Genomic DNA, 13552 nt, shown 5'->3' on the forward strand with positions numbered 1-13552 from the left:
TTTAATTTTCAGAACGATATAAAACAAACCTGATAATAAATTCATTTTCAACTACTTGTGTTGATGGTTTTTCCTATCTTGTAATGCGTGATTGAAGCGTACTTCCAACAATTTATTTACCAATTAATAATAATATTTGTATGAAACCTCAAAACAAATACAGAAAATTCCAGCTTCAACAAAATAATATTGAGGCTCTTGAAAAAGAAAATTCACGTTTCAAACGTGTGTATTCTGAATACGAAAATATGTCAAACGAACTCTGGAATCTTGAAAATTCTAAAGACGAACCGGTTCCGGATGATTTTATTAACGCAATGATCCTTCAGACTTCATATCTGGAAGATGAAATCGAAGATTGGTTAATACAATTCAATGAAAATAAATCTGATATAAAACATTAGTTGGTTTAAAGTAGCACAGTTTGTGAGACTTTTTTAAATAAAACAAATAAAACCTCCGATTTTGGAGGTTTTATTTGTTTCTTATTTTAAGATTTTTTATTGTCTTATTTACATTTTTTGCAGTATTTTTTAGTACCGTGATGTGTTATGTAAAACTCTCCATAATAATTAGGCGCTATTCTCCTCAATACAAAGCGGTTTCAAGAATAAAATTAAAAAAAAGATAATACTGCTCATTAAATAAATAAGCCTTCCGCCAACTTCAGACTTCCCTCCTCCGGCTCCCAACTTCTAGCCTCTAACTTCCAAAATCTCAAGATAAATTCATAATTTAGCATCTTTAAACTAAAATGTGAAAATATGGTGGCTATTGTTGATGGTGGCTCTACAAAATGTGATTGGGTAATTTTGGATGACTTTAATAAGGTCTTTTTAAAAACCGAAACCATTGGTTTCAATCCGAATAATACTGAAGCCGAACTTATCGTCCCTGAAATTGAAAAGAATATAAGTCTGGGAGCTGTAAAAAACTCCATAATCAAAGTCTTTTTCTATGGATCAGGTTGTGGAGTAGCCTCAAACCGGGCGAGTATTCGGGGCGAGCTGCAAAAGTTTTTTACTAAAGCAGAGATAATAGTAAAAGAAGATCTTACCGCCGCAGCCTATGCAGCGTATAATGGGAAACCTGCTGTAGTTTGTATTTTGGGCACAGGTTCTAATTCTTGTTATTTCGACGGAACCAATCTGAAGGTGAAGCTCCCTTCACTGGGATTTCTTATGGATGACGGAAACGGAAGTTCCATTGGAAAACAACTGGTTCGGAGATATTTTATGCAGAAACTTCCCGAAGATCTTCATCAGGAGTTTGAGAAAGTCTATAATCTTTCTATTGAAGAGGTGCTTAAAAATATGTATCATACTTCTATGCCCAATGCTTACCTTGCCAACTTCAACAGATTTGTTGTAGAAAGGAAGGATCATCCTTATTTCAAAAAAATGATTTTCGATGAAATGATAAGTTTCTTCAATTATCAGGTTCTTCCGTATGAAGAATCTAAAGAAGCAGAAATTAATTTTATAGGCTCTATTGCTTATTATTACGAAGATATTTTACGTTCTGCCGCCGCAGAGCTTAATTTAAATGTGGGATATATTGTACAAAAACCTATCGAAAGTTTAGTCAATTACCATATTAAATACATACTTTAAAAAATATTATTTATGTCAAATAAAACTCACCGCGACGAAAAGAACTTCAATCAGGCCGCGTTAGATTATCATAAAGCTGAACCAAAAGGGAAAATCGAAGTAATTCCTTCAAAACCGCACTCTTCGCAAAGAGATCTGTCATTGGCATATTCTCCGGGAGTTGCAGTTCCTTGTATGGAAATCTACGAAAAGCCTGAAACAGTGTATGATTATACAGGAAAAGGAAACCTGGTTGCTGTAATTTCTAACGGAACAGCAGTTCTTGGATTGGGTGATATTGGGGCAGAAGCTTCAAAACCGGTAATGGAAGGTAAAGGTCTTTTATTTAAGATTTTTGCAGATATCAATGTTTTCGATATCGAGATTAATGAAAAGGATCCGGATAAATTTATTCAGATTGTAAAAGGTATTGCTCCGACTTTTGGAGGGATCAACCTTGAAGATATTAAAGCTCCTGAAGCTTTCTATATTGAACAAAAACTAAAAGAGGAGTTGGATATTCCTTTGATGCACGATGATCAGCACGGAACAGCGATCATTTCGGCTGCAGCGTTGATTAATTCATTGCAAATTGCAAACAAAAAGATCGATGAGGTGAAAATGGTGGTAAACGGAGCAGGAGCTGCGGCAATTGCTTGTACCAACTTATATATTTCTTTAGGATTAAAAAGAGAAAATGTTCTAATGTGCGATAGCAAAGGAGTTATCAATCATAAAAGAGAAAATCTTACACCTGAAAAAATAGATTTCATCGCCAATACAGATCTAGAGACATTAGAAGATGCCGTAAAAGGTTCAGATGTTTTCATCGGATTGTCGAAAGGAAACGTAATGACTCCCGAAATGTTATTAAGCATGAGTGAGAACCCGATTGTTTTCGCTTTGGCAAATCCTGATCCTGAGATCGCTTATGATCTGGCTTTTGAAACTCGTAAAGACGTAATCATGGCAACGGGAAGAAGTGATTATCCTAACCAGGTTAATAACGTTCTGGGTTTCCCTTATATTTTCCGTGGAGCATTGGATGTTCAGGCGAAAGGTATTAATGAAGAAATGAAATTGGCAGCCGTTCATGCAATCGCTGATTTGGCTAAAGAACCCGTTCCTGAAGCTGTGATTTTGGCTTATAATGTTCAGAATTTACAGTTTGGTAGAGAATATTTTATTCCAAAACCATTTGATAACAGATTAATTACCAAAGTTTCAAGTGCTGTGGCAAAAGCGGCTATTGAAAGTGGTATCGCAAGAAAAACGATTGCTGATTTCGACGAATACGAAACAAGCCTTCTTGACAGAATGGGAAGAGACGAGAAGTTGGTTAGAATGATGCAGACCCGTGCTAAAGCTGATCCGAAGAGAATTACTCTTGGAAATGCCGAAGAATACAACGTCTTAAAAGCTGCTCAGATTCTTTATGAAGAAGGAATTGCTTTCCCAAGTCTTTTAGGAAACAAAAAATACATCAAAGAGCAAATGGAGCGTTTCGGGATCGAATTGGATATTCCGATTATCGATCCAAGTGATGACGACCAAAAAGAAAACAGACAGAAATACAGAGAAACGCTGTGGAAACTTCGCCAGAGAAAGGGGATGAATGAGTACAAGGCGAAAAGATTTGTGCGTCAGAGAGATTATTTCGGGCCATTGATGTTGAGACATGGTGATACTGACGGGCTTATCGTAGGATTCTCTAAGAATTACACTTCAGTTTTACGTCCTGTTTTAGAAGTTATCGAAAAAGAAAAAGGCGTAGATAAAGTAGCGGCAATGATGATGATTTTATCTGAAAAGAAACCGATTTTCTTCGCAGATACGTCAATTAATCAAAACCCGACCGCTGAAGATTTGGTAAATATTGCTAAAATGGCAGAAATTACCGTTAAAACTTTTGCTGTTGAACCAAGAATTGCAATGCTTGGATTCGAAAACTTCGCGGGAATTTCTGATACTTCGAAAAAAGTAGCGAAAGCAGTAAGCATTCTTCACGAAAAATTCCCCAAAATGATTGTTGACGGAGAAATTCAGCCGGATTTTGCCATGAATGCAGATCATTTGAGTGATTATCCTTTCTCAAAATTAGGAACAACTCCTGCCAACACCTTCATTTTCCCGAATCTTGAAAGTGCCAATTTATCTTACAAGATCATCAGAGGGATGAAAGTTGCTCAGGTTATCGGGCCAATCTTGATGGGATTAAAACAGCCTGTTCACGTTTTACAGATGCGTTCCAGTGTAGACGAGATTGTAAACTTGGCAACAGTTGCTGTTCTTGATGCTCAGAGAAGAGAGAAAAAAGACAAAAAATAATTAACATTTAAGCCTTATAGGTTCCTAAAATCTATGGGGCTTAAATAATACGCACAAATAAGGAAAGGGTTCATGAGTTGGGATTAGCGAAAGAAAAAGCATATCAGACTTTATATCAAAACCATATCAAAGAAGTGAACGGATTAACACCTTTTCTTCAAAAATTGAATCAGAATAACATCAAAGCAGGTCTTGCCACAATGGGAGTTCCTTCAAGTATTGATTTTATTTTAGGCGGATTGAATATTAAAAGTTATTTTCAGGAAATTACTATCGAGATTGTTTAAGTGGTAGTTTAATTGAATAACTTTTAAATCATAATAATTTTACAGAGACTCCAAATTTTGGAGTCTTTTGTTTTTGTAAAAAATCCTTGAATTTTGTGTTAAAAATTAACTTAAATTTCATTCGCGCGTGAAATGAAAACATTAATTAGTTTAAATTGCTATATTTGGGAGTTTTAAAAATTAATAATGATATTTTCTTTACAAGGCACTGTTCAAGAACTTACGCCTACCTATGCAGTAATCAACGTTCAAGGTGTTGGTTATTATGTGGGTATCAGTTTAATGACCTCACAAACCCTGACTTTGAATCAAGGGACCGTACTTTTTATTCAGCAAATCATTCGTGAAGATGCACATTTACTTTTTGGATTTAACACTCGTTCAGAAAAAGAAATGTTCAATCTGTTAATAAGTGTTAATGGAGTAGGTGCTGTTTCGGCACTTATTTTACTGTCAACTTTAAGTCTTGATGAGATTGCTTCTGCGATACTTTCCAAGAACAGCGCACTGATCCAAAAAGCAAAAGGTCTTGGGGTAAAAACGGCTGAGAGAATTATTGTAGATTTAAAGGATAAAGTCCAGAAATTCACCAATGCAGAAGAAAATATTTCTACATTTGTAGATAATAAAATCAAGGAAGAATCGTTATCTGCATTAGAAGTTTTAGGAATTCCTAAAAGAATGAGCGAGAAGATTGCAGATAGAATAATAAAACAAAATTCGGCTATTACGGTAGAAGAATTGGTTAAACAAATCTTAAAAAACATTTAACATTTGGTGGCGAATAATAAGTTTCTCAATATATTTTTGTTCCTGTCCTTTCTGTGTGTATCAGTAAGTACTTTTGCGCAGCAGCGACCAGTACGTGATACCGCAATTATAAAGAAAGACTATGAACTGGCTGACCCTACGCAGTATGAAGCCTTTTACGACGTGAAAACGGGTATGTACTACGTATATCCTAAAATAGGTAATACAATAACCGGGCCGCCAACAGCCATGTCTCCTGAAGATTATAAGGAGTTTATGATGGCATCACAGACAAAAGCTTACTATAAAGAGAAATCAGACAAGTACAGTTTGATGTTCCGAAAAGATAAAAGTGATGCCCGAAGAAAAGGTCTGATACCTTCTCTAACGATCCGAAACAAGCTATTTGAAACTATTTTCGGAAGTAACAAAATTGAAATTATCCCTTCCGGATATGCCTCTTTCGACTTTGCCGGACTCTATCAGAAAATTGATAACCCTTTAATTTTACCTCAAAACAGAAAAAGTTTTACGTTTGATATTGCTCAGAGGATTCAGCTTGGTTTATTGGGGAAAGTTGGGGAAAACCTTCAGTTAAAGGCCAATTATGATACTCAGAGTGGTTTCGCTTTTGAAAACAGGATGAACTTAGTCTGGCAGGCAAAAGGAAGTTGGAAAGATCTCCAGCAAAAAGGCCTTGGAAATGTTGATCAGCCTAATGCAGGAGGTGAAGATAAAATTATAAAAAGAGTTGAATTCGGTAATGTTAATATGCCGCTTTCAACCAGTTTAATACGAGGTTCTCAGTCATTATTCGGGGTTAAAACCGAGTTCCAGCTTGGGAAAACTTTCGGAACAGTTGTTCTTTCTCAACAACAGGGTGAAGCCAGAAATATTGTTGTTCAGGGCGGAGGTGTAATGAATACCTTCAAAATGAATGCAATCGACTATGAAGATAATCAGCACTACTTTTTAGGACATTATTTCTTAGATAATTACGATAATGCATTGCTTAATTATCCTCAGATCAACTCAAGGATCAGTATTACAAGAGCTGAGGTTTGGGTTTTGGATCAGGGGAACAGTAACTTAGCGTATCAGAAAAGTATTGTCGGAATCAGAGATTTAGGTGAAGGCCCTTCAGGATTGCCCGATAACACGCAAAACGGACTTTATCAGGCGGTTTCCAATACAATGGGAACTCCGAGAGATGCCGGAGCGAATTATGGTGATCTTCTGCAGGGACAGGTTTTCCCGGGAAGTGCAGAGCCTTATCAAAACAGTGAGCATTTTATTTTCAATAAAAAAGCAAGAAGATTAAATACAAACGAATATACATTACAACCTCAATTAGGATATATTTCATTAAATCAGAAGCTGAATGACAATCAGCTTTTAGCTGTTTCATACTCCTACACGGTTAACGGAAGCAATCAGGTTTACAAAGTAGGGGAATTCTCTGAAGAAAGCCCGGTGTTAGTTACTAAGGTTTTAAGAGTAAACAATAAGCTGAATGTTGCTTCGCCAATGTGGGATTTGATGATGAAGAACATCTATGCTTTGGATGCAGGACAGGTAAACCAAGATGGGTTTATTTTAAATATTTTCTATAGAGATTCACAAACAGGAGGTAAGGTAAATTATCTTCCAAATACGATCGTTAAGGACACCAATTTATTAAAGTTATTAAACTGGGATCGACTTAACACTAACGGCGATATTCAGAATAACGGAAGTACAACCGGTGACGGTATTTTTGACTTTGTAAACGGTATCACGATCCGGCCGGAAACCGGGAGGATCATCTTTACTAAAGCTCAGCCGTTCGGTAAATATATGTCGCAGGTTTTGGGAAGTAATGATCCGCAATATGTTTTCAACGAATTGTATACACAGCAGAAGCAGGTTGCTTCATCAAATAACTTGGCTCAGCGATATACGATGGAAGGTCGTTACAAAGGAACGCAGGGACAGGGGATTTCTTTAGGTGCTGTAAACGTTCCGCAGGGATCTGTAAAAGTATCTGCAAACGGAGTTCAGCTAACAGAAGGTGTTGATTATACTGTCGACTATATGCTTGGAACAGTTACCATTATCAATGAAAATGTAAAACAGTCCGGACAGGCAATTAATATCGCATTAGAAAATCAATTAACATTTAATACACAAAGAAAAAGATTCTTAGGATTAAACTTAGAAAGAAGAGTTAACGAGAATTTTATTTTTGGTGGAACTGTTGTTAATTATTCCGAATCTCCGCTTACCCAAAAGGTAAACTACGGTCAGGAAGCCGTTAATAATACAATGGCTGGTGTTAACTTAATGTACAACAACCAACTTCCTTTCCTTACGAGATTAACGGATAAAATTCCTTTAATAAATACGGAAGCGCCATCTAATTTGAATTTCAAAATGGAAGCGGCGTATTTACTTCCTGGACTCAATAAAGGAACAAATGATCAGTCGTACATTGACGATTTCGAACAGACTACTTCTAAGATTTCATTAAAAGAACCTACCGCCTGGAGTTTAGCTTCTAAGCCTGAAAAGAATCAAGCTGATCAGATATTCCAAGGCGCTGGTGCAAATAATGATCTTAAAAACGGTTACGGTAGAGGACTATTATCTTGGTACAACATTGATCCAAGATTCTATGGTGTAGGGGGTAGAGCTCCTGCAGGAATTACTCCTCAGTCTGTTTCCAACCACGCTTCAAGAAGAGTTCAGCTTTCTGAGATCTTTAATAACAGAGATTTTGTTGCAGGTGAACAGACTTTCACCAATACTTTCGATATATCGTATTATCCTCAGGAAAGAGGTCCTTATAATGTTAATCCTAACAATGAAACCACTCAGCAAAGATGGGCGGGTATCATGAGACCGATAAGTGTTTCCAACTTTGTGAATTCTAATATTGAATATGTTGAATTCTGGATGATGGATCCTTATGCTGATGGAAATAATTTAGGAGCTAACCCAAAACTTTTACTACAATTAGGAAACGTTTCCGAAGATGTATTAAAAGATGGACAAATGCAATATGAAAACGGATTGCCGACAGGTTCTGCTCCTTCTACAACAACTAATACAAATTGGGGAACTCAGCCAAAACAGCCACCGATTTTATATGCATTTTCAAGTGAAGGAGATGACAGAAGAGCACAGGATTTAGGATATGACGGTTTGAGTTCAGAACAGGAAGCAATAAAATTCGGAAATACGTTCATTAATCCGGTGACAAATATTGCCGATCCTGCGGTGGATGATTTCGTTTTCTATCTTTCTGATAAATTTACGGGAAGCCAGGGAGCTTCAATTATTCAGAGATATAAATATTTCAGAAATCCGGAAGGGAACTCTCAGGCTAATTCTCTGGAAGTATCTACTCAAACTCCGGATGCAGAAGATATTAATAAAGATTATAACTTAGATCAGAATGAAAGCTATAATCAGTATGAAGTAAAATTAGATCAGGGTAACTTGGTTTTAGGTCAGAATAATATTGTTGATGTTAAAACTGTTCAGGCGACATTCCAAAACGGACAGACGGATCAGGTGAAATGGTATTTATTCAGAGTTCCAATTGCTCAGTATGATGCTACTGCAGGAGATCATGCTGCAGATGTTCTTAACAATGTAAGATTTGCAAGATTATTATTAACAGGGTTTGATCAGACTTCCACGTTGAGGTTTGGAACATTAGATCTTGTAAGATCAGACTGGAGAAGATATCCTAAAAACTTTGCAGTATATGGAACAGACACAACTGCAGATCCTGCAACTAATGAAGGTACAGCTGATGTTGTAGACCCAAATAATTTTGAAATAGGAAGCGTAAATATTGAAGAGAATGCATTGAATCAACCTCCATATGTATTGCCTCCGGGAATTGACAGACAGGTGTTGAGTGGAAACGCAGGTGCACAGAGACAGAATGAGGCTTCTCTATATATGAGAGCGAATGAACTTCGTACTACAGAGGCTAGAGGGGTATTCAAAAATGCTTCACTAGATATGAGAAGATATAAAAAATTAAAACTTTTTGTACACGCTGAAGATCCTGAAAACAGAGATCCGAATATTGGATTAATGGATAAAAAGACGAAATTCTTTATCCGTTTCGGAAACGATGCAACAGATAACTATTATGAATATGAAGCTTCTTTAAAGCTTACTTCAAAAACAGCTACGGCGCCAATGGATATTTGGCCATTGGATAATGAGGTGGATTTGAATATTCAGGACTTTGTAGATGCTAAAATCAGAAGAGATAAAAACTTCCCGAATGACATTGCCAAAAGAATTATGGACCAAGAGTTTGGAAGTGATATTAATTTTAAAAAGATCTATGTTAAAGGACGTCCAAGTTTAGGAAACGTAACATCTATTGTATTAGGTATAAGAAATGCAGGAGATAGAACAGGAGTATCAATAGACAGAGTACTTTGGGTAAATGAGATCCGTCTTTCAGAAATTGAAAACGATGGCGGGTATGCCGGAAACGCGAGCTTAAACTTCAACCTTGGAGATTTTGCGACCGTTAATACAAGTGCATCTTATACCTCTGTAGGTTTCGGTAATATTGATTCTAAACCTGCGGAAAGAAATCAGTCTACGCAATCTGCTTTCAGTATCAATACTGCAATCAATGTAGATAAGTTCCTTCCTGAGAAGAGTGGGGTGAAAATTCCGTTAAACTATTCTTACTCTCAAACGATAGAAGATCCAAAATACAATCCTTTGGATACCGATGTTGAGTTCAGTAAAGCGGCCAATAAAGACCAGCTTAAAAAAGTAGCGAGAACATATACTCAGCAAAGAAGTTTGGGTGTTGTGAATATGCACAAGGAAAGAATGAATCCTAATAAAAAGGCTAAATTCTACGACATAGAAAACGTTTCCGTTACTGCGGTTTATAATGACGATTACTATAGAGATATTTACACGAAGAAAAATTACAGACAGTATCTGAGAGGATATATTGATTATAATTACACATTCAAGCCGTGGGTAATTAAGCCATTCAATAAAATGATCAGCGATACTGCGAAGTCTACAAAATATCTGAGATGGGTTAAGGAATTTAATTTCAATCCGGTTCCTACAAGATTATCTTTCAGAACAGAAATCGACAGAAATTATAATGAGCTTGAATTCAGGAATATTGAATCAATTTTAAGTGGAAATATGACTGATGACTTCGCTGCTATCAGAAACAGGAACTTCTATTTTGGATGGCAGTACGGGTTAGGTTTCAACTTCACGAAATCATTGAAATTAGAAATCAACTCTGTAACAAGAACATTGAATGACAACGTTGATGTAAACACAATGGACAACACTGCCATCTTTGGAAATATCTTCAGAGCAGGTAGACCGGTATTGTACAATCATAGAATTCAGTTGAATTACAAATTGCCGTTCCAATATCTTCCATATTTGGATTTCATTGATGCAGAAGTAGGATACGGAATGACTTATAACTGGAATGCAAGGTCTACGGCATTGCTTTCATCTCCGCAGGGAAGCTTAGGTTCAATTGGTCAGAATACAAGTGTGATTCAGGCAACGGCAACAGCTGATTTCCCGAAATTCTTCGGTCAGTTTAAATATTTCAAAAATATCTCAACTAAACTTCAGAAACGTAAGCAGGAAATCGACTCTCTTAATAATGTATACACACAGCAATGGGAGAAGAAAAGATTTAAGTTTAAAAATTATAAATTCAAGAACAGATTAACGCCGTTGCAAAGTGCAGCATTCTTACTGACATCACTTAAGCAGTTGGATGTTACCTATACTGAAAATAACGGAACAGTACTTCCTGGATTATTATCTGCTCCAAACTTCTATGGATACGGACAAACACTGGGAGGTCCAACATTAGGATTCTTGTTAGGATCTCAGGCAGACATCAGAAGATTGGTAATGGAAAATGGGTGGGTAAGTGATTCCGAATTTATGACCGATCCTTACATCAAAATGTCAACAAAAGAACTGAGGGCGAATTTACAGATCGTGCCGATGAATGATCTTAGAATTGATCTTAACGGAATACATACTTACAACAGAAACTTTACGCAAACCGGATTTAATTATCGCGACAGTAACGGAAATCCAAATCCTAACTACACTTTTGCTAATGATTTTGTGACGTATTCAAACTCGGTGATACTTCTGAAAACATCTTTCAGTGATGGGCAGGCAATTTTCCAGTCTATTAAAGAAAATGCACGAGCAATATCTCAGCAAATGGGAGGGGATATTGGTGCAGATGGCTTTACAGAAGGACACAGTATTTCGAATGCCTATGTTTTAATACCTGCATTTAGAGCTGCAGTTGAAGGCAAAGCTCCGGAACTTATCGGCAATGCTAAAAAAGCAGGACTTCCGTTACCAAACTGGAAACTTACATACTCAGGATTGAGAAATGTCCCTTTCATTAACGGTCAGTTCTCTAAGTTTGATATTCTGCATGGGTATACAGCGACATATACGGCAACAGGTATTCAGTCAAGTGTTGATTATTTTAATACATTGACTTCAAACACAAGTTCGGGTAGAGATGTTAATAATGATTATATCAATCCATTTACTTTCGCGCAGGTTGGATATGTTGAAAACTTCTCACCACTTATCGGAATTGATGTTACGATGAGAAACAACTTCCAGTTCGGTTTACAGTATAACAAAACAAGAATGTTGTTGTTAGGATTAGTAAACCACACCCTTACCGAAGATGCGAATACGGAATATGTAGTAAGATTAGGATATATCGTTCGTAATTTCAGATTAGGAATGGCAAACACAAGAGGAAGCAGAGGAAAGGGCAGCGATCTTAATATTAGAGGTGATATTTCTTTAAGAGACAGCAGAACAAGCATCATGAATATCTTGTTGGATGATTCTCAGGTGACGGGTGGACAAAAATTAATGAACATCAGACTTTCTGCAGACTACAACGTTTCGGAAAATCTTAACCTAAGAGTATTCTACGAGCAAATGACTTCCAAATACAAAATATCAACAGCATTCCCTCTGTCAACAATCAGAGCCGGACTTTCTGCGACATTTACATTTGGAGATTCAGGTGGTGGTTTCTAAGATAAATAAACATAAAATTCAATGTCCTTCAATTTTGAGGGACATTTTTTATATTCAATATTTGAACGTACTATTATTTTGAATACATTTGTAAAAATAAAAATTTAAAAATGAACACACCATCAGAATTAAAGTACACTAAGGACCACGAATGGATCAAGATTGAAGGAAACGTGGCTACAATTGGTATTACTGATTTTGCACAAGGAGAACTTGGAGATATCGTTTATGTAGATATAGATACAGTAGATGATGATTTAGAAGGAGGTGCAGTTTTCGGAAGTGTTGAAGCAGTAAAAACGGTTTCAGACTTATTCTTACCTGTCGCAGGAAAAGTGATTGAATTTAATTCAGAACTAGAAGCTCAGCCGGAATTGTTAAATACAGACCCTTATGGAAACGGATGGATCATCAAATTAGAATTGGCTGACGGTGCAGATCATTCAGAATTACTTACAGCAGAAGAATACCAAGCTATCATTGGATAAAATTTCAAAAATATTTAGTAAGATATTGCCCATTTACTGGGCATTTCTTACTTATATGCTCCTGAAACCGGGTGAAGAAAACCATGAATACTGGTTTATGTTCAGCGGGATCGACAAAGTTTTACACTTAAGCATATTTGCAATGCTGGGTTTCCTGTTCATTGCCACTTTCCCAAAGATCAAATTTTCGTATTTTTTCCAGATCATTCTTATATATGCCTTCCTCACAGAAATCCTCCAGGACGAAATGGGCTTAGGCAGATCCATGGAATCCTTAGATATCGTCGCAGATACCATTGGCTGCTTAATCGGGTACTTTATATATAAAGCATTAGTCAAACGATTTTTTTAATCGATCAATAAACGTGCGGATTGTCTTTCGACTTTTCTTAGAAGCTATTTCCAGCTATCCACTCATACTCCTCGCTCCGACGCATTCTTTCAGATCCAACTTCTTGCTGTGGGGTAACCGTTCCTATCTGGGCTAGGGTATTTGGCGTTCTTATTACTATTTCTTACAATAGAATTTTTCGACCGACATAATCAATCGATCTTCCCAACCCTAAAAACAATCCTCATACCCTCCAACTCTCCCAGGCCCAAACTCTATATTCTAAAATCAGTGTCAATCTGTGGTAAATAAAAAAGCATCCTCAAGCATAGCCTTCATCCTTCACATTGAAACCTCATAGGTTTTGAAAAACTATGAGGTTTATTAGAGCATACCTTATATATAGTATATCTAATTATCCAAGAAATCACCCTTCAAACACCTTTCCACCGTTGAAAACACCTATTCTGACACTTCTCAAAAAGATAATCGAATACTGTGGATAACTGTGGGTAGCCACATAAGATAAATTATATCAATAATTTACGGATATAACTTTTCCACAATATAAACTTTGTGTAAACATTATGTTAAATTGATTTGGAAGAGTAGGGGGTAATGTAGTACTTTTGCCCCACTGAAAACGCGAGGTTGACAGTAGCGCAGAAGGAG

At 36.6% G+C, this 13552-nt stretch carries 8 protein-coding genes; all 8 read left to right on the plus strand.

What is annotated here, in order from left to right:
- The first annotated feature begins 140 nt into the window (after nucleotides 1-140).
- The 8 genes from BT156_RS20820 (at nucleotide 141) to BT156_RS20855 (ending at nucleotide 12901) form a co-directional block, all read left to right on the plus strand.
- Nucleotides 141-404: a hypothetical protein gene (locus BT156_RS20820; RefSeq protein ID WP_072412848.1), complete on the plus strand. Its 264-nt coding sequence runs from the start codon at nucleotides 141-143 to the stop codon at nucleotides 402-404.
- A gap of 360 nt (nucleotides 405-764) precedes the next feature.
- Nucleotides 765-1613 carry an ATPase gene (locus BT156_RS20825; RefSeq protein WP_072412849.1) on the plus strand — a complete coding sequence of 283 codons (849 nt, stop codon included), beginning with the start codon at nucleotides 765-767 and terminating at the stop codon, nucleotides 1611-1613.
- A gap of 12 nt (nucleotides 1614-1625) precedes the next feature.
- On the plus strand, nucleotides 1626-3920 hold the full coding sequence (locus tag BT156_RS20830; RefSeq protein ID WP_072412850.1) for an NADP-dependent malic enzyme: 2295 nt from the start codon (nucleotides 1626-1628) through the stop codon (nucleotides 3918-3920).
- 77 nt (nucleotides 3921-3997) lie between these two features.
- Nucleotides 3998-4207 carry an HAD hydrolase-like protein gene (locus BT156_RS20835; RefSeq protein WP_072412851.1) on the plus strand — a complete coding sequence of 70 codons (210 nt, stop codon included), beginning with the start codon at nucleotides 3998-4000 and terminating at the stop codon, nucleotides 4205-4207.
- Between the two features lie 186 nt (nucleotides 4208-4393).
- On the plus strand, nucleotides 4394-4978 hold the full coding sequence (gene ruvA / locus BT156_RS20840; protein ID WP_072412852.1) for a Holliday junction branch migration protein RuvA: 585 nt from the start codon (nucleotides 4394-4396) through the stop codon (nucleotides 4976-4978).
- A gap of 6 nt (nucleotides 4979-4984) precedes the next feature.
- Nucleotides 4985-12061, plus strand: coding sequence for a T9SS outer membrane translocon Sov/SprA (gene sov / locus BT156_RS20845; protein ID WP_072412856.1), 7077 nt, complete (start codon nucleotides 4985-4987; stop codon nucleotides 12059-12061).
- Between the two features lie 110 nt (nucleotides 12062-12171).
- Entirely contained in the window at nucleotides 12172-12549 is a 378-nt protein-coding gene (gcvH, locus tag BT156_RS20850) for a glycine cleavage system protein GcvH (protein WP_072412853.1), read from the plus strand.
- A gap of 25 nt (nucleotides 12550-12574) precedes the next feature.
- Complete coding sequence (locus tag BT156_RS20855; RefSeq protein WP_066759530.1) at nucleotides 12575-12901, plus strand: VanZ family protein; 327 nt, start codon at nucleotides 12575-12577, stop codon at nucleotides 12899-12901.
- Nucleotides 12902-13552: the final 651 nt, after the last annotated feature.

It is taken from the genome of Chryseobacterium limigenitum (assembly GCF_900114875.1).
Classification (GTDB): Bacteria; Bacteroidota; Bacteroidia; order Flavobacteriales; family Weeksellaceae; genus Chryseobacterium; species Chryseobacterium limigenitum.

Bases quoted from the DNA above. Each gene is read 5' to 3' on its own strand.
- ruvA (WP_072412852.1), top strand. From the start codon at position 4,394: ATGATATTTTCTTTACAAGGCACTGTTCAAGAACTTACGCCTACCTAT.
- BT156_RS20830 (WP_072412850.1), top strand. From the start codon at position 1,626: ATGTCAAATAAAACTCACCGCGACGAAAAGAACTTCAATCAGGCCGCG.
- BT156_RS20820 (WP_072412848.1), top strand. From the start codon at position 141: ATGAAACCTCAAAACAAATACAGAAAATTCCAGCTTCAACAAAATAAT.
- BT156_RS20825 (WP_072412849.1), top strand. From the start codon at position 765: ATGGTGGCTATTGTTGATGGTGGCTCTACAAAATGTGATTGGGTAATT.
- gcvH (WP_072412853.1), top strand. From the start codon at position 12,172: ATGAACACACCATCAGAATTAAAGTACACTAAGGACCACGAATGGATC.